24 protein-coding genes are annotated in these 23,158 nt (G+C 28.3%); 11 read left to right on the top strand and 13 right to left on the bottom strand.

Features of this window, described 5'->3' with window-relative positions:
• Positions 1–13: 13 nt before the first annotated feature.
• The 4 genes from DB318_RS03560 to mnmE all read right to left on the bottom strand — a co-directional run bounded on the left by DB318_RS03560 (position 14) and on the right by mnmE (position 4,957).
• Positions 14–1,006 (bottom strand): AAA family ATPase, encoded by a 993-nt coding sequence (locus tag DB318_RS03560; protein ID WP_151060537.1) that lies wholly within the window; start codon positions 1,004–1,006, stop codon positions 14–16.
• A gap of 65 nt (positions 1,007–1,071) precedes the next feature.
• Entirely contained in the window at positions 1,072–1,698 is a 627-nt protein-coding gene (gene rsmG / locus DB318_RS03555) for a 16S rRNA (guanine(527)-N(7))-methyltransferase RsmG (RefSeq protein ID WP_151060536.1), read from the bottom strand.
• Entirely contained in the window at positions 1,695–3,560 is a 1,866-nt protein-coding gene (gene mnmG, locus DB318_RS03550) for a tRNA uridine-5-carboxymethylaminomethyl(34) synthesis enzyme MnmG (RefSeq protein ID WP_151074316.1), read from the bottom strand. Before mnmG ends, rsmG begins: the two co-directional genes overlap by 4 nt.
• A gap of 2 nt (positions 3,561–3,562) precedes the next feature.
• A complete protein-coding gene (mnmE, locus tag DB318_RS03545; protein WP_151074315.1) occupies positions 3,563–4,957 on the bottom strand; it encodes a tRNA uridine-5-carboxymethylaminomethyl(34) synthesis GTPase MnmE in 1,395 nt (464 codons plus the stop codon).
• Between the two features lie 82 nt (positions 4,958–5,039).
• On the opposite strand from mnmE, the gene DB318_RS03540 reads away from it, so the two are divergent.
• Genes DB318_RS03540 through csrA form a run of 5 tightly spaced genes read left to right on the top strand, consistent with a single transcriptional unit; the run spans position 5,040 to position 9,348 of the window.
• Positions 5,040–5,534, top strand: coding sequence for a flagellar protein FlbF (locus tag DB318_RS03540; RefSeq protein ID WP_151060533.1), 495 nt, complete (start codon positions 5,040–5,042; stop codon positions 5,532–5,534).
• Between the two features lie 11 nt (positions 5,535–5,545).
• The gene (flgK, locus tag DB318_RS03535; protein WP_151074314.1) at positions 5,546–7,429 is read left to right on the top strand and encodes a flagellar hook-associated protein FlgK; all 1,884 of its coding nucleotides are present in this window, start codon (positions 5,546–5,548) and stop codon (positions 7,427–7,429) included.
• A 2-nt stretch (positions 7,430–7,431) separates the two neighbouring features.
• Complete coding sequence (locus tag DB318_RS03530) at positions 7,432–8,706, top strand: flagellar hook-associated protein 3 (protein ID WP_151060531.1); 1,275 nt, start codon at positions 7,432–7,434, stop codon at positions 8,704–8,706.
• Position 8,707: 1 nt separating this feature from the next.
• A complete protein-coding gene (fliW, locus tag DB318_RS03525) occupies positions 8,708–9,100 on the top strand; it encodes a flagellar assembly protein FliW (protein WP_151073735.1) in 393 nt (130 codons plus the stop codon).
• Between the two features lie 2 nt (positions 9,101–9,102).
• A complete protein-coding gene (gene csrA / locus DB318_RS03520) occupies positions 9,103–9,348 on the top strand; it encodes a carbon storage regulator CsrA (protein WP_151060529.1) in 246 nt (81 codons plus the stop codon).
• Here csrA and tsaB read toward each other — a convergent pair.
• From tsaB to infC, 6 genes are all read right to left on the bottom strand, one after another.
• The gene (gene tsaB / locus DB318_RS03515) at positions 9,332–9,985 is read right to left on the bottom strand and encodes a tRNA (adenosine(37)-N6)-threonylcarbamoyltransferase complex dimerization subunit type 1 TsaB (protein WP_151073733.1); all 654 of its coding nucleotides are present in this window, start codon (positions 9,983–9,985) and stop codon (positions 9,332–9,334) included. The two genes, csrA and tsaB, sit on opposite strands and share 17 nt — an antisense overlap.
• Positions 9,978–10,391, bottom strand: a complete 414-nt coding sequence (tsaE, locus tag DB318_RS03510) for a tRNA (adenosine(37)-N6)-threonylcarbamoyltransferase complex ATPase subunit type 1 TsaE (protein ID WP_151060527.1) — start codon at positions 10,389–10,391, stop codon at positions 9,978–9,980. Before tsaE ends, tsaB begins: the two co-directional genes overlap by 8 nt.
• Positions 10,388–10,648: a hypothetical protein gene (locus tag DB318_RS03505; protein ID WP_151060526.1), complete on the bottom strand. Its 261-nt coding sequence runs from the start codon at positions 10,646–10,648 to the stop codon at positions 10,388–10,390. The genes tsaE and DB318_RS03505 overlap by 4 nt, the downstream gene beginning before the upstream one ends.
• Positions 10,649–10,862: 214 nt before the next feature.
• Entirely contained in the window at positions 10,863–11,210 is a 348-nt protein-coding gene (gene rplT / locus DB318_RS03500; RefSeq protein WP_151060525.1) for a 50S ribosomal protein L20, read from the bottom strand.
• 20 nt (positions 11,211–11,230) lie between these two features.
• Positions 11,231–11,431 carry a 50S ribosomal protein L35 gene (gene rpmI, locus DB318_RS03495; protein ID WP_151060524.1) on the bottom strand — a complete coding sequence of 67 codons (201 nt, stop codon included), beginning with the start codon at positions 11,429–11,431 and terminating at the stop codon, positions 11,231–11,233.
• Between the two features lie 22 nt (positions 11,432–11,453).
• Positions 11,454–12,014: a translation initiation factor IF-3 gene (infC, locus tag DB318_RS03490; protein ID WP_151060523.1), complete on the bottom strand. Its 561-nt coding sequence runs from the start codon at positions 12,012–12,014 to the stop codon at positions 11,454–11,456.
• Positions 12,015–12,166: 152 nt separating this feature from the next.
• Here infC and DB318_RS03485 point away from each other — a divergent pair, with 152 nt between their 5' ends.
• Positions 12,167–12,820: a hypothetical protein gene (locus DB318_RS03485; RefSeq protein WP_172964711.1), complete on the top strand. Its 654-nt coding sequence runs from the start codon at positions 12,167–12,169 to the stop codon at positions 12,818–12,820.
• 1 nt (position 12,821) lies between these two features.
• On the top strand, positions 12,822–13,562 hold the full coding sequence (locus tag DB318_RS03480) for a hypothetical protein (RefSeq protein ID WP_151060693.1): 741 nt from the start codon (positions 12,822–12,824) through the stop codon (positions 13,560–13,562).
• Positions 13,563–13,640: 78 nt separating this feature from the next.
• Here the strand turns inward: DB318_RS03480 and DB318_RS03475 are convergent, their stop codons facing one another.
• Complete coding sequence (locus DB318_RS03475; RefSeq protein WP_151073731.1) at positions 13,641–14,450, bottom strand: TatD family hydrolase; 810 nt, start codon at positions 14,448–14,450, stop codon at positions 13,641–13,643.
• The gene (locus DB318_RS03470; protein ID WP_151073729.1) at positions 14,447–15,586 is read right to left on the bottom strand and encodes a tetratricopeptide repeat protein; all 1,140 of its coding nucleotides are present in this window, start codon (positions 15,584–15,586) and stop codon (positions 14,447–14,449) included. The genes DB318_RS03475 and DB318_RS03470 overlap by 4 nt, the downstream gene beginning before the upstream one ends.
• Before the next feature lie 339 nt (positions 15,587–15,925).
• Here DB318_RS03470 and prfA point away from each other — a divergent pair, with 339 nt between their 5' ends.
• The 4 genes from prfA to DB318_RS03450 are packed head-to-tail and all read left to right on the top strand — an operon-like array spanning position 15,926 to position 22,076.
• Entirely contained in the window at positions 15,926–17,002 is a 1,077-nt protein-coding gene (gene prfA, locus DB318_RS03465; RefSeq protein ID WP_151060520.1) for a peptide chain release factor 1, read from the top strand.
• Positions 17,002–17,835 (top strand): peptide chain release factor N(5)-glutamine methyltransferase, encoded by an 834-nt coding sequence (gene prmC / locus DB318_RS03460; RefSeq protein WP_151060519.1) that lies wholly within the window; start codon positions 17,002–17,004, stop codon positions 17,833–17,835. The genes prfA and prmC overlap by 1 nt, the downstream gene beginning before the upstream one ends.
• On the top strand, positions 17,819–19,822 hold the full coding sequence (gene spoT, locus DB318_RS03455; RefSeq protein WP_151060518.1) for a guanosine-3',5'-bis(diphosphate) 3'-pyrophosphohydrolase: 2,004 nt from the start codon (positions 17,819–17,821) through the stop codon (positions 19,820–19,822). Before prmC ends, spoT begins: the two co-directional genes overlap by 17 nt.
• A complete protein-coding gene (locus DB318_RS03450) occupies positions 19,812–22,076 on the top strand; it encodes a ligand-binding sensor domain-containing protein (protein ID WP_151073728.1) in 2,265 nt (754 codons plus the stop codon). The genes spoT and DB318_RS03450 overlap by 11 nt, the downstream gene beginning before the upstream one ends.
• Here DB318_RS03450 and DB318_RS03445 read toward each other — a convergent pair.
• Complete coding sequence (locus tag DB318_RS03445) at positions 22,073–23,158, bottom strand: D-alanine--D-alanine ligase (RefSeq protein ID WP_151060516.1); 1,086 nt, start codon at positions 23,156–23,158, stop codon at positions 22,073–22,075. The genes DB318_RS03450 and DB318_RS03445 overlap by 4 nt on opposite strands.

Below are 23,158 nucleotides of genomic sequence, written 5' to 3'. Positions count from 1 at the left end.
TAAAAATTATTTCCTAAGGAAGAGCTACAGCAGAAAGAAGCATTCTAATAATATCATCAATACTCATTTCCTCTACCTCTGCCTCATAAGATGGAGTAATTCTGTGCCTTAACACACTGTAAGCTACAGCTTTGACATCTTCTGGCAAAACAAATATTCGCCCCTCATAAAGAGCATTAACACGAGCACACTTTAACAAACTAAGAGAAGCCCTGGGAGATGCGCCAAATTCAATATATTTAGCAAACGGATAAGTTTTTTTATCTCTCTCGCGAGATGCCGAAATTAAAGTAACAATATAAAGCATTATTTTGTCATCAACTTTTACCCTGCCGACCGTTCTCTTAATGTCAGCCAACGAATAAGCATTCATAACCTTTGCAACTTTAATATTTTCAAGACGCCCATCTACTGAGAATATTTTCAAAAGCCTTACTTCATCTTGCACTGATGGATAATTAACATTAACTTTTAATAGAAATCTATCAAGTTGAGATTCTGGCAAATTATAAGTCCCTTCTTGTTCTATTGGATTTTGAGTAGCAAGAACAAAAAACGGATCTGGAAGTCTATGGGTTTCATCCCCAAGAGTTACTTGTCTTTCTCCCATAGCCTCAAGAAGAGCAGACTGAACTTTTGCAGGAGCCCTATTAATTTCATCTGCTAAAATAACATTTGAAAATACTGGGCCTTTTCTAACTTTAAAAGTCCCTGTAGCACTTTTATAAACCATATTACCCGTAAGATCGGACGGCAAAAGATCTGGGGTAAACTGTATACGCTTAAACTCAAGATCAAGAACATCAGATACAGTTTGAATTGCAAGAGTCTTGGCAAGACCTGGAACCCCTTCAAGCAAAACATGCCCCTCTGTTAAAAGCCCCATTAAAATAGCATCAATCATCTCTTTTTGACCAAGAACCCTACTTGCAACCTCTCTTCTAAATTTATTTATCAAATGTAATGCATTTTCTACTTCTGAATCTATTTGAAAACTACTTTTCATAATACTCCTAGTCAAAATCACTCTAAAATATAAATTGAACCTAAACAGATAATAATATTATCTGTTTATCTGTAAAGCAAAACCAAATTTCTGTCTAAGCTTAATTTTGAATTTAAAGACTTTACTTCTATTTTACTAAATAAGTCTTTAATTTGATTGACTTCAAGGTTAATTTTATCAAATTTACCTTTATATGCCATAATTAAGCCCCCATTCTTTAAAAGATTCTTTAAAACTAACGCATATTCATTCATGCTTCTAAAAGCTCGAATTGTAATAAATTCATACTTCTTTTTTTCTCTTTCAATCTCATATTCTAAAATTTTTACATTTTCTAAATCAAGTTCTAATTTTATCATTTTCAAAAAAGTAGACTTTTTTTTACTTCTCTCTAAAAGATAATACTTTCTAGAAGTATCAAAAATAGCCAAAATAATACCTGGAAATCCAGCACCACTTCCAATATCAAGAATTTCAGAAGGATTAATCGCTTTAATAGTGGGCAATCCTAAAAGAGAATCTATAACATGTAGATTAAGAATAGAATTGAAGTTACTATTGCTCTTTGAAATTAAATTAAATCTGGTATTTAAAAGTAAAATTCTCTTTATATATAAATTTATTTTCTGAAGATCTTTATAAGTAAACTGAAAATTATGTTCTGATAAGGCAAATTTAATATTACTTATCATAAAGAAAAATTTAAAACTACCTTATTTTTAGGATTTGAAAAATATATAAACAAAACAGTAATATCCGTATTTCTTATTCCAGGAATTCGACTTGCTTGAGCAAGAGTAGCTGGTTGAACCTTAGAAAATTTTTCTCTAGCTTCTCTTGAGAGACCCTCAATAATCTCGTAATTAAAATCCAATGGAAGCTTAACAAGCTCAAGATTATGAAGTTTTTTAATCAAATCTTTTTGTCTATTAATATAGCCTTCATATTTAATATCTAATTCAACTTGCTCTAAAATTACTTTTGAATCACTTAAACTTGGATCAATCTTTATCAAATTATCTAAACTAATAGAAGGATCTTTTAAAATATGGTAAAAATCTTTACTAACATGTTTTTTAAATTGCTCATCAACAACATCTTTTAAGCTAAGACGCCTTTGCTTTAAAAGCTCTTTTATCTCTTCAACTCTCCTTTTCTTAAAAAGATACTGTGAATATCTCTCCTCATCAACAAGTCCAAGATCATATCCAATCTTAATCAAGCGCTTATCACTAGTATCGTGCCTTAAATTAAGTCTGTGCTCAGCCCTAGAAGTAAACATTCTGTAAGGCTCTTTAGTACCTTTAGTAACAAGATCATCAATAAGAACTCCAATATAAGAACTGGTTCTTGTTAAAACCATTGGCTCTTTATTTTGAAGTCTAAGAGCCGCATTAATTCCAGCCATTAAACCTTGAGCTGCTGCTTCTTCATATCCTGAAGAGCCATTGGTCTGACCTGCTATAAAAAGACCCTTAACTCTTTTACTCTCAAGATTTGGATAAAGTTCAATTGGATTTATATAGTCATACTCAACAGCATAACCAGGCCTTGTAATAATAGCATGCTCAAGACCTTCAATGCTGTTAATCAATTTTTGTTGAATATTCTCAGGCAAAGAAGAACTAAGGCCATTAAGATACATTTCTTCCGTATTAAACCCTTCAGGCTCAATAAAAATTTGATGTCTGTCTTTATCTTTAAATTTTACTATCTTATCCTCAATAGAAGGACAATATCTTGGACCATTACCCACAATCTCGCCAGAATAAAGAGGTGATAAATGCATATTTTCACTAATTATTTCGTGAGTTCTTTTATTAGTATAAGTTACATAACATGAGAGCTGAGATTTATCTAACTTGCCATTTGAAAAAGAGAAAGGTATGATGTCTGAATCTCCAAATTGAACCTCAGTTTTTGAAAAATCCACACTTTTTTTATGAATTCTAGCTGGAGTGCCTGTTTTAAGCCTACCCATTTCAAATCCAAGGCTAAGCAAGGTTTTGTCAAGCCCATAAGCAGAAAATTCAGCAAGCCTGCCCATATCAGCTCTATACTCACCAATAAATATTTTACCTCGAAGAAACGTCCCTGTTGTAAGCACAACAACTCTTGATTTAAACTTATTACCCCTCTCTGTAACAACACCTTCGATTTCATTTCTCATAGAATTAAGAAGAAAATCAACAACTGTATCTTGGAAAAGATCAAGATTATCTTGACGCTCTAAAGTTTCTTTAGCCTTGGTTTGGTACATTAATTTATCAGCTTGGGCGCGTGGAGCTTGAACTGCAGGACCACGACTTTTGTTTAAAACTCTAAACTGAATCATGCTAAAATCAATAATACGACCCATTTCTCCGCCAAGAGCATCGATTTCTCTAACCATATTACCCTTAGCAAGCCCACCAATAGCGGGATTGCAAGAAAGCTTTCCGATTGTATCTAAATTTTGAGTAATCATTAAAGTTTTAAAATTCAATCTTGAAAGAGCAAGCGCAGCTTCAATTCCCGCATGACCTCCTCCAATAACAATTGCGTCAAAATCCATATTTATTTTCCCAAACAAAAATTCTTAAACATATTGTCAAGAACATCTTCACTACTAATTTCTCCTGTTATTTCACCCAAACAGTTGACAACTTCATAAGCATCAAATGCTAACATATCATAACTCACTTGACGCTCAATTTTACTCAATAAATCTAAAATCAAAGCATAAGCTTTCTCTAAAAGTTGCATCTGCCGTCTTGACGATATTATTACATCATCAACACTAAGCTCTACTCTCTCATAAGAAATTAATTCCTTTATTTTGTCATAAAGAATATCTATTCCTTCTAAATTTTTAGTACTAATCATTATTAAATTTGAAGAATTTAACACACTCGAACGAACAAATCCCTCAGTAGATTTATTTATCTTTAAATCTATCTTATTTAAAACAAATAATACTTTAATATTAGATTTGTTTGAATCAATAAATAAAAAATCATCTCTTGTTAAATCTGAACTAACATCAATAACATAAATTACTAAAGATGCTTCCTTTATTAAAGAATTACTTTTTTCAATTCCTAATCTCTCAACAAAATTATCAGCATCTCTAAGACCTGCTGTATCAAAAAGATTAAATAAAATACCATCAAGCTCAAAACTTGCTTCAATATAATCTCTTGTAGTACCAGGATCTGAAGAGACAATTGATCTATCTTTTTTGAGAAACAAATTAAATAACGAAGACTTGCCAGCATTAACAGAACCTGCTAAAACCAAGGTAACACCACAATCAATTTTTTCATAAACTCTATAAGAATTAATTAATTTTTTAAGCTCAGCCTTGCTATTTAAAATCAAGTCAAAAGGAATGTTAATCTCATAATCATCAACCTCATAATCAAGATAAACACTAACAGCCGAGAGAAAATTTAAAATACATTTTTTTATTGCATCTATTTTAACAAATAAAGCTCCAGAAAGTTTATTAACTGCAAGAGAATAAGTTTTATTAGTCTTGGCAAAAACAATCTCATTAATTGCTTCTGCTCTTGTAAGATCAATTTTTTTAGCAAGAAATGCGCGTAAAGTAAATTCACCAGGCTCAGCCATCCTAAACCCACTTTTTAAAAACAAATCTATAATCTTTTTAATTCCAATCACAGAACCATGAGCTATAACTTCAATAGAATCTTGCCCCGTAAAGCTCTTTGGTGCTCGATACAAACATACAATAACTTCATCTACCTTGCAATTGTTCTCATTATCTAATATATAACCATAATGAATCGTATTCCCAGATGCTGAATTAAGAGCTGCATGATTTGAAAAGATTTTAGAAAATTTAGAAATAGAAAAAGCACCACTGCTACGTATCACACATAAAGCACTACTTAAAAGGGGAGTTGCAAGAGCTACAATGTCATCATCTTTTTCAAAAAGCTTACTCATACCTTAATGTATTATAACATAATAAAAAAACAAAGTTGATTTGTAAATATATTTATAATGGCTTATAATTAATTTTATAAAAATGAAAGCAAAACTTGAAATTGAACTAAGAGATGTCTTGAAAAAAGAACTTCTCTTGGTAGAAGAAGTATATAAGTCATACTTAAAAATAAAAGAAAATATCGACAATAAAAATGAAATCGAACTTAAAGAGATCGTAAACGAAACAAAAATATCACTTGAAAGTTTTAAAAAAATTGAAAGTAAAAGAGACGAAATTTGGAAAAAATTTACCAAAAATGAAAACTTTAAATCAACTTACGAAGCTGTAGAAAAATTAACTACAATTCATAAAAAAGAAATATACGACTATATACACAAATTGAAAATTGGAATACTAAATATCAAAAATTTAAACTGCATAATACAAAACTATGTAAACACATCCCTTGACATGTTGGCAATAATATTTCAAGATATCCAAGAAAGTGTAGAAAATGTAACTTACAAAAACCCTTACGGGCCAAAAATTGGACGCTCAAACGAAGCTTCCGTTTTAATAAATAAAAAACTTTAAAGGAGTTTAGAGTGGATTCAACATTCTCAGGAATAGAAATTGGCAAAAGAAGCTTATTTGCAAATAAAGATGCAATGAATACAGTTGGGCATAATTTATCCAATGCTACAAAGCCTGGATATTCAAGACAAAGAGTAACAATGAAAACCGAAATTCCGCTTTATGCTCCACAAATAAACAGAGCTAAAAAACAAGGGCAATTGGGTCAAGGAATTGTAGTTCAATCTATAGACAGAGTAAAAGACGAGCTACTTAACACAAGGATCGTTGAAGAATCACACCTACTAGGGTACTGGACTTCGCAAGATAAGTTTATATCAATGCTAGAAGATGTTTATAATGAACCTGAAGATCAATCAATAAGAAAAAGATTAAATGATTTTTGGGAAAGTTGGCAAGATCTAGCAAATCAACCACAAGGTTTAGCAGAAAGAAAGATAATTCTAGAAAGGGGTAAATCTTTTTGCGAAGTAATGAGAAGTAGATTCCATTCTCTTGAAAGAATTTACGTAATGGCAAATGATGAAATAAAAATTACAACAGATGAGGCAAATAATTATATTAAAAACATTGCAAATCTTAATAAACAAATTGCAAAATCTCAAGCAATGAAAGACAATCCAAATGATTTAATGGATGCAAGGGATTTAATGGTTGAAAAATTAGGCAATTTAATGAGTATATCAATTGAAAACAAACAAGATCCTAATGAATTTTTAATTCACTCAGAAGGAAGGCACCTTGTACAAGGTTCAATTGCTAATGAATTCAAGCTAGAAGCTACAAACGGACCTACTAGAACTAGATGGAACATTTTATGGGCAAATAATGATAAAGTTCACCTTAAAACGGGAAAACTGGGATCTTTGCTTAACATAAGAGATAAAGAGATTAAAAATGAAATTGATGAGCTGAATAATTTGGCTGCCAACATTGTAGAGCTTGTTAATGAAATACATGAAACAGGGCATGGAATGGACAAAAAAAGCGGAAGAAGCTTTTTTTCTCAAGAATTAAAATTAACTGATGATCGTGGTAGGTATGATACTAACGGAAATGGCCAATTTGATTCCGTTCATATCTTCAAAATTAATAGCACAAACGAAGTATTCCCAGAAGAGAAATTGGGATTTTACGGAATTCTTAAATTTGAAGCTACTAATGGTAATGAGATTATAGAAATACCTTACAATGCTCCAGATACAGTTCGAGATGTACTAAATAGAATAAACAATTCCAATGCACAAGTTACAGCAAGAATTAACTCAGAAGGCAAGCTTGAAATCAAAGCCGTTAAAGAACAAGAAAATGAGAACATAACATTTAGAATCAAACATATAGAAGATTCTGGATTATTTCTAACAAAATATACAGGAATATTAAATGCATCTGGGCCTGAGGGAGCTTATGATTATAAGAATATTGACACAACAGACAAATTAACACCTAAATCTACTTATTCAATCTCACCTCTAAAAAATCCTGCAGCATGGATAAAAGTTGCAGACACAATAGACTCAGATCCTTCAAAAATAGCAGCGGGAATCAAAAATCCAACAAATGAAATATCTATTGGGGATAACCAAGCAGCGCTGAGAATCTCTTCTTTTGGAAATTCTCAGATTATGATTGGCAAAAATTTAACACTAAATGATTACTTTGCAAATACGGCATCAAACATAGCAATAAAAGGACAAATATCGGAAATTACAAAAGAAAGCCAATCTCAAATATTAAAAGATTTAACAGATCTAAGAATGTCTATTTCTGGGGTAAATAAAGATGAAGAACTTGCAAACATGATCGAATTTCAGCAAGCATTTATTGCAGCAAGTAAATTTATTGCTGTTTCTACTGAACTAATAGACACAGTAATAAATAAAATGGGAGTATAAGCATGATAAATAGAGTAAGCCATCCATTAACATATGAAAATTTAAAAACCTCTGCAGCAGAACAAGAATCTAAAATTACAAGACTTTTAGAAAACTTATACAAAGGCGGCAAAAGGATTGTAAAACTAAGAAACGATCCAACAGGCGTTACTCACGCAATAAGACTAGATAGCGACATATTTAAGCTAAACGTATACATAAAAAATATTGGCACTTCTAAAAGTAACCTTAGATATGCAGAGGGATACTTACAATCTCTTGCAAATATTTTAACACGGGCTAAAGAAATTGCCATTCAAGGAGCAAGCGGAACTTACGAGGCAGATGACAAAAAAATGATATCAAAAGAAGTAAATGCCCTACTCGAAGATGCCATTGCAATAGCAAACGCTAAAGGACCTGATGGATACAGTATATTCTCAGGGACCAAAATTGATAGCGAAGCATTTAAAGTAACTAGAGAGAACAAAATAAGCAAAATAAGCAAAGATGGTGAAGGCCCGCAAATAATTAAAGTAGAATACAACGGCAATCAAGCTGAAAAGAAAACAGAAGTATATAATGAAGTACATATGTCAAATAATTACCCTGGAAATAAAATATTTTTCTTGCAAAACCAAAATATTATCTCATCAATAAACACTAATGGATTTGCCGTAAAAGAAAATACAAAAATTTATATTGATAATATTGAAATAGGATTAACAATAGGAGATACTGCTCTTGATATTGTTGCAAAAATCAATGAATCCTCAGCACCTGTTGAAGCAAGCATTGATCCCGTTTTAAACTCATTATCTATTAAAACTACAACTCCACACCAAATTTGGATAACAGAAGCAAAAGAATCAAATGTTTTACAAACGCTTGGAATACTTACTAAGAACAATGATACTAAACTACCTCCTTATAACCTTTCTAGCAGTACAGAAGTTAGAAGTAGATCTATTTTCGATGCGCTTATTGATCTTAGAGACACACTTTACAATAATAAAGAAGAGCTTATTGGAAGTAGAAGCCTAGCAGAAATTGATGGAAGCCTAAAAAGATTGTTTATATCCATTGCGGATCTTGGAGCAAAAGAGAATAGACTTGACAGAAGCTACGAAAGAATAAGTAAAGAGACTGCGGACATGAAAGAAGATATGGTCCAATACACCGATATTGATGTAACAAAAGCAATAACTAATTTAAATATGGCAAGCTTAGCTTATCAAGTATCTTTAGGAATCTCTGCTAAAATAATGCAAACAACATTATTAGATTTTATAAAGTAACATGATAAATGAAAAAAGCATAGAATTTGATTTTCCTGAAGGAATACTTGGATTTGAAAACATTAAAAAATTTATAATAAAGGACTCTAAATATAAGCCTTTTTCTATTATGCAATCCATTAATAAAGACGTAAGTTTTTTAGTAACATCTCCTTTTAATTTTTTAAGTGAATACTTACCAAATATCAAGAAAAAAGATTGGTTGGACATTAAAGCAAAAACAGAAAATGAAAAAATTATACTATGCATAATCAATATGCATGTTAATGATTATAAAGACATTACAGCTAACCTAAAAGCACCAATCATAATCAATAAAAAAAAATTACTCGGAAAACAAGCTATATGCACAAATGAAAAATATTCACTACGCCATAAAGTTTTCAAGGAATAAAAATGCTAGTATTGTCAAGAAAAGTAAATGAAAGTATTAAAATAAACTCTAATATTGAAGTTTTAATATTAGAAATAAAAAAAGATACTGTTAAAATAGCAATCAAGGCTCCTGAAAACATTAAAATATTTAGATCTGAAATTTATGAATTTATTATCGAAGAAAATAAAAAATCAATACTAAAAGGCGGACACAACATAAGCAAAATTAAAAGTCTATTTAATCATTATTTTAAGAATGAAAATTAACCTCTGCATCACTTTGTCTTATATAAAGCGGTCCTGATAAAATATCATCACTTTTACTATTTTTTAAGTATTTAGCTATTCCAAGTTCTGTTAAAATTCTTCCAAACGAACTTAAATTTTCAATGATTTTAAATTTACAATTGAATTCCCTAGAAACACTCTCTAGATTATTTCCAATAAGCACTGAATCTGGATCAATCTGATTTAGATACTCAAACAAATCTTCCTTAGAAAAACACAAAATCTTCCCCATCAATTCACAATTTTTATAATACCCAAGAAAATATTTACCAGCAGTAAAAGTTAACACAATTACACTGGAACTGTTTTTAGCTAAATTTGCAAAAACATCTAATGTAGAAATATTAACAAAAGGAATAGAAAGACCCAAAGCAAGACCTTTGACAAAGCTTAAACTAATTCTAAGCCCAGTAAAAGAACCGGGTCCATAGGAATTTATAATTAATTTAATTTGATTAAGATCAATGTTATTTTTAGTTACAAAATCATTGAAAATTTTTGGAATACTAAAATTAAAATTTGATTTAAGTTCAAATAATGAAAAATCCTTATTGTTAATTTTGCAATAAACTATTAATGCTTTATATGAAAATTCAAATGCAAGCGTATTAATCATCAAATTCTATAACCCTACCTGAACCGACTATTTTAAAAGTTAAAAAAAATAATCTGTCTTTTGGAAGAACACTTAAAGCAATTTGTGGCCATTCGATAGCAATAATTGAGTTAAGATCCAAAAGTATTTCCAATCCTCCAATAAGTTCAAATTCTTCCAAAGAAAACACCCTATATAAATCAATATGATAAAACTTAAAATCTATAAAATCATAAACATTAACAATATTATAAGTTGGACTTGTAAAATAAGAAATTCCAAGATTAAGGGCAAGTCCCTTTAAAAAACTAGTTTTTCCAGACCCCATATCACCACTTAAAACAAATATTTTACCAATTGGCAAAGGATAAAAAAAGGATTTAGAAAAATTTATCATTTTTTTTTCTGATTTAAATTCTAAAATCAAGGAAGCTTACCTTTAAACTCCAAATCAATTACACGTCTTTTAATTGCAACCATTAACTTTAAAACAGGATAATTCAAAAGATCTATAAAATCAATAGTGACATGCTTTTCTCCTAAGGGTGTAGCCTCAATTACAAACTTTACTTTTTTGATCTCTAGGGTGTCGTTATACTTATAAACAACATCGGCAAAATATACATTTCTGTAATAAATAAAACTTTCTTGCTTTTCAATATTACTAAGAGAAATAAGCTGCACAATAATAATCCTTAAAATAAAGTAAACTCCCAAAAAGCCAACATAAGAATACTTTTATTTAGCGCTATTTTTCAAGGCGGAATTTTTATTCTTAACCTCTGAATTGCTTTTAACTAATCATTGACTAAAAATCCTCAAATTCCTAAATTTAATGAGATGTCGCAAAAAAATAACTCTAATTCTTAAAATTAAACCCTCCAGGAGCTTTGATTTTTCATCTTCTTATTTCTAAAACAATTTTTTTAAAAGCTTCAGCATCTTCAATCGCCAAATTAGACAAAATTTTTCTATTAATTTTTATATTAGACTTTAATAAACCCTCAATAAATCTTGAATAACTAACCCCAGTACCACTTAAAGCGGCAGAAATTCTTGAAATCCACAAGCGTCTAAAATCTCTTTTTCTAGCCTTTCTATCTCTTGTAGCATACATCATACCCTTTCTCAGGGTATCCTTAGCTTTTTTATAATTACTCTTTTTTGTCCCCCAAAACCCTTTTGTCTTTTTTAAAATTCGCTTACGCCTTGCAACGTGAACTGTGCCGTTTTTAGCCCTAGCCATATCTATCTCCTAAAATTATTTTAACCATAAGGTAATAAAGTTTTAATTCTTTTAACTTCAAAACAAGAAAGATTGCCCAATTTCCTTAAATTTCTCTTACGTTTAGAAGATTTTTTTGTCAAAATATGCCTTAAATTTTGTTTTTTATATTTAACTTTACCACTTACAGTAAAAGAATATCTTTTTTTTGCACTTTTACGCGTTTTCATTTTGTTTGCCATTTTATCCCCTTTAATTTAATATTTATTTTTTAAACTTAGGCGCTACAATCAAAAACATTGTCTTACCTTCCATTTTAGCCGCAGACTCCAAAACATAATTCATATCACCTACTTTTTCAAGAATACTATTTAAGATACCATATCCTAAATATGTATGAGCAAGTTCACGACCTCTAAATCTTATTGTAACTTTAACCTTATTACCATCTTTGAGAAAACTTAAAATGTTTTTTGATTTAAAATCAAGGTCATGAGTATCTATCTTGGGCTGCATTCTGACTTCTTTAAGCTTAATTACTTTTTGATTCTTTTTTTGTTCTTTTTGACGCTTTTCTTGATGAAATTTATATTTCCCATAGTCAATAATCTTGCAAACCGGGGGAGATACATTAGGAGAAACTTCAACCAAATCAAGCCCAGCTTCTTTTGCCTTTTTAATGGCATCTTCAATTGACAAGACCTCTTGTGTTCCATTTTCGAAAATAACTCTTACCTCACGAGCCTTAATTCTATAATTAATTTTCAATTCCTTGTCATTTGATCTGGATCTATCCCTATCTCTATTGGCATTTCTATTTATCATCTAAAAAATATGTACTCCTTAATTAATTAATTAATTAATTAATAATTAATTTTAATATACATTCACTAAAAAGTAAATTCTAAGATTTGGTCAATCGATTGATTTAAAAAACATTGATTTAAAAAATGTTTAAAAGTAGAATTATACTTACAATGAGTTTATTTTTATTAACGAGTCTACCACTAATATTAAAAATATATATGAATACTCAGTTAAAAGAAAGTAAAGCAAAAAATACTCAAGCCCATGTTTTAGCAATATTTTTTGCAATAACAATTTTTTCTTTTCTTTATTTAACTCAAGAATTTATTTTATACAGATCATTTGATTTAAACTACACATCAAGAATAAGTCTAGGAATTACAATATTTATAAAAGAGCATTTATACTACTATATATTCCCACTATTAATATTTATGTTTTTTTTCACCCTAAATGAAAATTCTTCATTTAAAAAAAACTCAACAATTCTTATATATTTCACATTCGGACTAATATTTTCTAAAAACCTAGAAATAGCAATCCTAAATAGCAAAATTTTTGGAATCTATGAATATATTGAATTACCAATACTTAATGCAATAGAGCTAATAGTTTCATCCATAATCTTTGAAAAGAAAATTGAAAAAGGCCAAAAATATTCAGCAAAAGCATACAAAATTATTCTTTCTCCTATTTTATTTTTAGGATTATTTATTACAACCTTAAAAACATTAATTCTAACTAATATGAGCCTCTATGCCTTCATAATATTTGCATCAGCTTTAATATTTATAGCAATTAATAATAAGTATGCTAAAAAATAGTATATCTCTCCCAAAAAAACTCGTTATAATAGTGCTCTTAGCAATCTTAACACAAGGGTGCAAAGAATCTTCCGTTGTTGAAAATCAATTTAATTATGCAATAATTTTTTCAGATGCAACCGAATATTTTTTTGAAATTCAAAAAACTCCATTTATAAAAAATAAAATACTATTTATAAATGACAAAAATTTAGAAATTGTAAAAGACAAACTTAAAACAATAAAAAAAATACTATTAACCCATAAATCAAATAACGAAATACTAAATAACGAAATGCTAAAAGATAAAATTTTTCATCTATCAAAAATAAAATTTTCTTTAAAAAAATCTATTGATTTCCTGCTTGATGGAAAATCAATAGATCTCCAAAAAGCATTACTATTTAGAGACAAATCTCTGAATAACGAAGACCTTGAATACTTGGAAAAAAAGGGTAAAGAAAAAAATATTAATATTACCCTAATAAACGACCAAAACATATCCTATGTAAAAACATTTATTACTCCCCAAGTTAAAACAATAATATTATTCTCTTTAAGAGATAATATTATTGTTTTAAAAAAGATGTCGAATTCGCCTTTTTTGAAAAATATAAAATTTGTATTAATTGGTAATACAAGAAAAGACTTAAAAATTATTAAGCTAAAATATGTAATCACCCTTAAAGAATCTGATTTAATAGAAATAGTAAAAAACGTTGAAAAAAATTTTCAATACGAGTTTAACATTTATAAACAATAAAAATGATTACAATAAAAATGATTAAATTTGCAAATAATAATAATAAAACATGTAAAAAAGTAGCTATAAATAAACATTTTAATGCAACAATAAAATATCTTTAAAACTATTAAATACAGCAATAGCAATATCATTAACAGAGCAATTTTTAATCCTTGCAATCTCAAGACATACATATCCTAAAAACAAGGGCGAATTTACTTTACCTCTTAATGGCACTGGAGCTAAAAAAGGACTGTCCGTTTCTATTAAAATATCATTAGCATTTAACTTGCTAACAACAATCCTTAAAGGTTCTGCATTTTTAAAAGTTATATTTCCTGAAAAAGAAACTTTGAATCCTAAATCAATAAATTTTTTAGCATACTCATAAGTTCCTGAATAACAATGTAATATACCCCTATTTAAAAAATTTAAAGACCTTACAATATTATAAGCATCATCATAGGCATCTCTTATATGTAAAATAACTGGCTTTTTATATCTACCAGCCAAATACAATTGCTCTTCAAAAGCTTTAATTTGAAATCCCTTGTTATCTGCCTTCAAATAATCAAGACCCATCTCACCAATGGCAACAACATTTTCGCTAATCAAAATTTTTTCAAGCTGTTTAATGTCATCTTTAAAATTATCACCTAAATTTAAAGGATGAATACCTGCTGTTAAAAACACATTAGAATAACAGCTTAAAAGATTTTTTCTATCATTAAAATCACTAGGATGTAAACCAACATCAAGAAAATAAGAAAAGCCGTTTTTAAAACATTCATTAATAATATAGTTAACATCTAAAGATCTTTTCTTTAATTCATAAAAATGAACATGTGTGTCTATTAATTTATCAAAAAAAATAGATTTTTCAGTTTCAAGTAAGCGTTCCATCATTCCATTTTTTTCCTAAGAGCCGCAAGGTAGTCAATAACAACAATATTTTTCATACCAAGATGCAAAAAACTTGATAAAATATCAACAGCACTTTCAATCTGCCCTAATGCTTCATAACATTCAGCAGCACTAACATATAATACTGAATTTTTAGGATTATTTTTAATTAAACTTTTAATAGCTATTAACGCTTCGTTATATTTACCTTGTTCTTTTTGAAGAAGAGCAAGTCCAAGTATAGCAAACATATCAAAATCAACATCAAGAGCTTTTTTATAATAAATCTGAGAATTTTCATAATCATTCAAATAGCGATAAGCATCTCCTACCCTTGTAAGAACCAAATTATTTTTTGGATCTTTTTCGATAATATCAAGCCAATATTTTAAAGCCTCTTTATATTCTTTATTTCCCCTATAACAATCAGCAAGTCCAAAAAGAGCATAAAAATTATTAGGTGAAATTTCTAAAGCCTTTTTAAAAAAATAAATTCCTCTAGTAAATTCCCTTAGCTTGCGATAACAATTACCAATTGAAGTCAATACCCTAACATCAACTTTAGATTGATTTAACTCATACATTTTAAGCCAATACTTTAAAGCCTCTTTATATTCTTTAAAGTCGTAATATAAATGACCAATCCCTACAAGCGCATAATCATTTTCAGGAATTAATTCCATTACCTTAAGATACGTTTGCTTAGACTTTTGAAAATTTTTTAGTTTCCTGTAAGATGAAGCAACTCTTGTTAAAACCGTTATATTCTCAGGATCATATTTTAAATACTCTTCCCATATGTCTGTAGCTTTTTTATAATCATCCAAACTTCTGTAACAATCTCCAAGCCCAAAAAGAGCATAATTATTGTTTGGGTGCTTTACAAGACATCTTTGATAATAAACTATTGCTTTATTGTAATTATTTTTCTTCCTTTCAATATCTCCAAGCCCAACAAGAGCATAATTATTCTCATTATCCTTTTCAAGGATATCAGAAAACAAGCTTTCTGCTTCAGAAAGTCTTTCTTCTTTGATCAACTGATATCCTCTTTTTGATTTTTCGGTGACATCAAGAAGTTGACCATCAGGAATGCTTGAGAGATTCTCTAAAGCATCCAAAATTTTTTCATTCAACATAAATACCCCTTTTAAATCGGTTTATCAAAGATATAACTTTTAACTATCTTGAACATACCACAAATAAGAATACGCAAAGCTCAATTTATATACAAATACAACGAAACCTAATCTAACTTTAATATCCAACTTAATAACATTCATTATATAAAAAAACATAAAAAAATATAATTGATTTTTTTGCGCAAGATTATTCTATTTGTTCAATAAAAGCAGTTTTTTAAAAAGAATGTTAAAATAAAACATAAAAATAGAATTTTAACACAAAACTTACTAAAAAGCCTACCAAAAAAATCCAAAATTAATATAAACTATTACTATCTTTCAGGAGAAATCGTAATGCTTTTAGAAAAATTAAATTCAGCGACAAGTAAGATTAAGTCGATAGAAGAAAAATTGCAAGATACAAATCTAATTAAAAATCAAAAAAAATATTCAAAAATAATAAAAGAATATACATATCTAGAAAAAATAAATACTAAAAAAATTGAATACGAAAAAATACTAAGTCAAATCAATGATAACAAAAACATCTTAGAAAAAGAAGAGCAACAAGAAATGAAAGAACTAATAAAACAAGAGCTAATTGATCTGGACAAAAAAAGGGAAGATCTTGAACATCAAATAAAAATATTACTTTTACCTCAAGATGAAAATGATAGCAAAAATATAATAATCGAAATTAGAGCTGGGACAGGAGGAGAAGAAGCTGCTCTTTTTGCAAACAATCTTTATAGCATGTATATAAAATATTCAGAGAAAAAAAAATGGAAAACAGAAATCATAAACTTTAATGAAACAGAACTTGGGGGATTTAAAGAAATAATCTTTGAAATTAAAGGAAAAGATGTATTTAAAAAATTAAAATATGAAAGTGGTGTCCACAGAGTACAAAGAATTCCTATAACAGAGTCTAACGGAAGACTTCAAACCTCGGCTGCTACAGTAGCAGTCCTACCTAACATTGAAGAAACTGAAATTGACATTAATGAAAAAGATTTAAGAATTGATGTTTACAGATCATCTGGAGCTGGTGGACAACACGTTAATACAACCGATTCTGCAGTCAGAATAACACACCTGCCAACAGGGATTGTTGTGCAGTGCCAAAATGAAAGAAGCCAACATAAAAACAAAGACCAAGCAATGAAAATATTAAGAGCAAGGCTTTATGAATTTGAAGATTCTAAAAAACAAGAGCAAAGATCAAGCAATAGAAAACAACAAGTGGGTTCAGGAGACAGATCTGAAAGAATTAGAACATATAATTTCCCTCAAAATAGAATAACAGACCACAGAGCAAACATAACTCTTTATAAATTAGAAGAATTTATGCAAGGAGAACTTGATCCGCTTCTTGATCCCTTGATCATAGAACTTCAAGAACAAGCATTGAAAAGCAACAATACACAATAATGAATGTAAACGAAGTTATAAATTATGCTAAAAATAAAAATTTAGATACAATAGAAGCACTACTAATCCTTGAATTAATTTTAAAAACCAGAAAAGAGTTAATAATTGCAAATACAAAAAAAAGGTTAACAAAAAGAGAAGAAAAACTTTTTTTAAATCAAATAGATAAAATAAAAAAAGGAACTCCTATTCACTACATACTACAAAAAAAAGAATTTATGGGCATTGAATTTAACCTAAACAAACATGTCTTAATTCCAAGATTTGATACAGAATGTTTAGTAGAAGAAGCCTTAATTCAAATTCAACAAAATGACTTTAAAAAAATATTAGACTTATGCTGTGGCAGCGGATGTATAGGGCTTTCTATTGCCTATTACATGAAAAAAAAAGTAATACTCTCAGATATTTCAATAAAAGCTTTAAAAATGGCAGCAAAAAATACAAAAAATCTCAAACTTGAAAAATTTGTAGAAATAATCCACTCTAATTTGCTAAGCTGTATAAAGGAAAGGTTTGATATAATAATTACAAATCCTCCTTATTTAAACAAAGAAGAATTAGAAATAAAAAATAAAATAAAAAAAGAACCCGCAAAAGCTCTTTTGGGATTTGGAAAAGATGGCCTTAATATTTCTAGAAAAATATTAAGCCAATCAAAAGAAAAACTTAATCCAAATGGACTTATAATAATAGAATCGGCTCCTTGGCAAATAAAAAGTTTAAAAGACTTTGCAATCAAAAAGGGATTTAAACATTTAAAAACCATTTATGATCTTGAAAAAAGAGCAAGAGCGCTGGTATTGGAACAAGAATATGATACAAGCATATGAAATTGCACACTTAATAAAAATAAATGATCTTGAAAAAGCTAAAAATATTTTCAAAAAAACTGTTGAGAATACTTATAAAGATGAATTTGAACAGAAAAGCATATTCAAAGCTCTAGAAATAGCAGAACAGCTCCACCATGGCCAATACAGAGAAAGCGGAGAACCTTATATTATTCATCCAATAATGGTTTCATTATTTCTTGCTAAATTTCAACTAGATTTTAAAGCAACTATTGCTGGATTGCTCCATGACGTACTTGAAGATACAAATATCGAAAAAGAAGAAATAGTAAAAGAATTTGATGAGGAAATTTTAAGTTTAATAGATGGTGTAACCAAAATTCATGATTTACACAATAAAACAAGAAGCATAAAAGAAGCTAATACTATTTCAAAAATGTTTTTTGCAATGACACACGACATTAGAATAATAATAATAAAACTGGCAGACAAACTACATAATATGACAACTCTCTCTTATTTACCTAAAAACAGGCAAGATAGAATTGCAAAAGACTGCCTTTCAACTTATGTTCCAATAGCAGAACGCCTTGGAATCTCATCTCTTAAAACATATCTTGAAGATCTTTCGTTTAAGCATCTTTATCCTAAAGATTATAAAGAGATAAAAAATTTTTTATCTGAAACAAAAATAGAAAGAGAAAAAAAACTATACAAAGGTAAATTATCAATAGAAAAAGAACTTCAAAAAAGCGGAATTGAAGCAGAAATTACAGTAAGATCAAAGCACTTTTATTCAATATTTAGAAAAATGCAAACAAGAACAAATAAGCTTACTCAAATTTTTGATACTCTAGGAATAAGAATAATTTGTAAAAAACAAAAAGAATGTTATGAGATCTTAGAAATTGTTCACAGAGTATGGAAACCAATTCCAGGAAGACTTAAAGATTATATTGCAAGTCCAAAAGAAAATAAATATCAATCACTACACACCACCGTAAGAATACCTGAGGACAATCAGCTTATTGAAATACAAATTAGAACAGAAGAAATGGACAGAATTGCTAATTATGGGGTTGCAGCCCATTGGATATACAAAGAACAAATTGCACTTAAAGCTGATGATCTTTCATTTATAAACCGAATAAAAAAATGGCAACAAGAATCGGCTAACAAAAGTCAATATTCAATGAATGATATCCATAAAGAGTTGTTAAATACATTTATATATGTCTACACCCCAGAAGGAGAAGTAGTAGAGCTTCCTTTTGGATCAAATTCAATTGATTTTGCATACATAATACACACAGATATTGGAGACCAAGCTCTTTATGCAAAAATAAATGGAAAAATAAGTTCAATCACAAAACCGCTTAAAAACGAACAAATTGTAGAAATATTCACATCAAAAGACTCAAAACCAGATGTAATATGGCTAAATAGTGTAAGAACAAAAAAAGCCCGATCAAAAATTAGATCATGGCTTAACAAAAATGACAATACAATTTTTGTAGACAACAATATTATTGCGTATCTTGTTGGAGCAAACAAAGAACAAAGAAGGCTTTTTAGTTTATTCAAAGCTTATACTAAAACTAAAATAAAAAGAATTGCAATAGACTCTGAATGCAATCCCACAACAGGTGAAGATATTATTGGAATAATACATAAAGACGAGATAATAGTGCACAATGAAAATTGTCAAAAACTTAAGTACTATAAAAAAAATCAATTGATTGAAGTTGAGTGGGAGGCAACACCAACTAGAAAAGTGCATCACATTATTTTGCTTTTAAAAGAATTGAAAGGGATATTTAGCTATCTTGAAAACATTTTCACAATCAATGACGTAAGACTTATTAGCGAAAAAATAGAAGACTGTGGAAATGGACATGGAATAACAAATATAATAGTCTCGTCAAATGCTAAAAATATAGAAAAAATTATTTCTGCTTTAAAAGAAAACTCAAATATCTTACAAATAATGCAAGTAGAAGAAGACATTAAAAATTATGACAATTAAAATATTATTATCATTGTTATTAATTGCTTTGACAAGCGCCCCTATTGTGCCAAATGAAATGGGGAAAAATATATCTAATTCAAACAATAAAATTGCAAACATAGAAACTGAAAAGAACATAAAAATGCATATTGAAAAAATTAATCAACCAAGTAAAAAACAAGAAAAAATCATAAACACTTTTAATTATATAAAAAAATATTTCAATACAAATGATATTAAATATATGGAATATTCTTTACAAGAAATTGGCTTTATTGGGTATTCTCAAAAAATAATACATTCTAAAATCAAAGGAAAAAGCTCAGCTATTTATAATATAATCATTCCAATTAAAATACTAAATAATTTAAAAAATAATTTAGCAATTGGGATTGCTATTGAACTTTTGAACAAACTTAAAAATACTAACCCTAAAAACAGTATAAATTTTTTTTTTGTTGAAGATGATTCTTTAGAACAAAACACAATAATTAGCAGCAGAATTTTACTTAGCAATAATTATTTAGGAAAAAATACAAATACAATATACTTAATGCTAAACGAAAATAGAATAAAAAATAAACTTTACTTAGAAAATGAATCTTTAATAACAAATTCAAAAACAAATTTGGGATTTTTAAAAGCTATTATAAAAACCTTTGAAAAAAATAAACTTGATTTTAATACAACAAAAATAACTGAAAAAAAATTAAACAATTTATATAATTTATACTGGGAAGAATCTATCCCCTTTTTAATAATAAATAACAATTTAAATCCTATATTAACTCAAAATAAAAATACTATTTTTGAAATTTACAAATCAATCGAAGAAGCATTAACCAACCAGTACAACAGTAAAAATACTAACGAAATACACTACATTGTAATTGATACGCCCTTTAAAAAAATAATAATTAATGAAATTGCTTTAATAGCATTAATTTACATTTGTTATAACTTGATTATCATTGTATTTATTAGAAAATTCAAAGAAGCCGGATTGGTCATGAAGAAAGTAAAAAATAATTACTACAAATTAGTAAGATTGTTTTTTACTTTTTTTTTAAGCACGTATCTATCCTTATTACTTACAAATAAAATATTTGTAAGTAATGAAAACACAGCAATTTACAGTATAACAAATCCAAAATATCTAATAATTTTTTTTACAACTTTGCTCATACATAATCTTTTGTCTCTTTTTACATATAATTTCACAATATACTTAAATTACAGACAGCTTAAATATCTGGCAATATCAACCTCCGTTATTGAACTAATAATATTAATGTTTATTAAAGTAGAATTTATCTTAATAATTATCATAAAAAGCATTTTGCTATTAATAAAACCAAATAAAAATACTATTATTCAAAAAACATTAGTAATAATTATTTGGATAATCAATTTTGTATTAATAACATTAATACAAAATACTACATCAATCACAAATACACTTACATTAAGCTATCTAATCTCAATTTGTCTTTTTTCTACCATATTTATTAATATCTCAGAGCATTTAAAATCCAAACTATCAAAAATTAAACAAAATTTAAAGAAAGTCGAAAAACTTGGCCTTATAACTTTTTTTTTAATAACCACAATCATAATATCTAAAAATATCGATAAAAAAGGGCATATAATACGAATAGAACAAATAGCCAGCTTTCCAGAAAAAATAAATAAAATAAAAATTGAATATATAAAGGGCAATAAAAATCCTATCCAAATAATTTCAAATGAATTTAACCTAACTTTACAAGCAAATAAAAAAACATTAAAAACTAGCATTAAAGCTGATGACGAGCTAATGAATATTGATTTTAAAAAAATAGATATAGCAGAAAGAGCTGTTTATAGCATCGATTTGGTTACTCAAAAAATTGCAAATCAAATCGAGCTGCATTTTAAAAATGCATCTAAACTAATAATTTACCAAAGCAATACTCCTTATAAAATATTGGCTAATAATATTATTTTTTCACTTAAAAACATTAGCTCTAAAAAAACAACAATTGCATTTACTCTTAAATCTCAAGATGACATAGCATATGAAGCATTTGCAAATCTACATGTTAAAAAAAATGAAGTTAAAATCTACAATAAAGCCAATAATAAAGAAGAAAAAAATATAAAAATAAATTATTCTTACAAAATAAAATATTCAGGAATATTGCCCAAAGCAGAAAAATATAAACATCTCGAATACTTCAAGCTCAAAAATGATAAAGAGATTGAAAATCTAAAAACTTTAAAATTAAATTAATCTTCAAAATTAATCCTTTTTTTCCTATTAATATAACTTTGAAAAGCATAATCAATTAAACTGTCCACCAAGTCTTTAAACTGAAGACCGTCATGACTACACATTTTAGCAAACATAGATATATCGGTAAATCCTGGAATAGTGTTTATTTCATTAAGATAAATTGTTCCTGTTTTTTTTTCAACAAAAAAATCAATTCTTGCCATACCCCTGAGTTCTAAATTCTTATAAACAAAAAAGGCATATTCCTTAATAGTTAACAACTGATTTGTCTCAAGATGTGCAGGAATATTAAAGACAATAGAATTCCCAGGAATAACAGAATATTTAGCATCATAATCATAAAATATAAAATCTTGCACAACAACTTCCCCAGGAGAAAATATTTTCATCTTTTCATTCCCAATAATAGAACATTCTATCTCTCTAGCTTCAATAAATTTCTCTATTACAATGGTAAGGTCATAATTTAAAGCTTTCTCAATAAAAGGTTCGATCTGATTTTCACTGTAAGCTACATTTATCCCAATCGAAGACCCTAGTACTGCAGGCTTAACAATAACAGGATAGCCTAAAACCTCCTTTACATTTCTTTTTACTTCCTCTTTATCTAAAAAATAATCATACTGTCTAAATCCAATAAAAGGAACTAAAGGGATATTAAAGCTTTTAAGCAAAAGTTTGCAAAAATACTTATTGCTAGCAATAGCACTACCTATAATGCCAACACCAACACAAGGAATGTCCATAACTTTTAAAACCCCTTGAATAGCACCATCCTCACCGGTTCTTCCATGAACAACAGGAAAAACAACATCAATCTCAAGATTTTTGTTATTTGAAAAAATTCCAAGTCCTGGCAATAGGCTGACAATAGGCAAAACATCTACACTAATGGGCTTTGGGGGATCAGAAACAGAATCTAATAAGTACCAAATACCTGTGCACTTGTCAATATAAACAGGATAAATATTATATTTATTTAAATCCAAAAGAGCTAAATAAATGCTATAAGCGGATTTGCAAGAAATTTCATGTTCAAAAGAAACACCACCAAATATTAACATAAGATTTTTTTTCAC

This window comes from [Borrelia] turdi (assembly GCF_008828755.2).
Taxonomy (GTDB): domain Bacteria; phylum Spirochaetota; class Spirochaetia; order Borreliales; family Borreliaceae; genus Borreliella; species Borreliella turdi.
The sequence above is the reverse complement of the archived record's forward strand: the minus strand, read 5'-3'. Positions and strand labels throughout refer to the sequence as shown.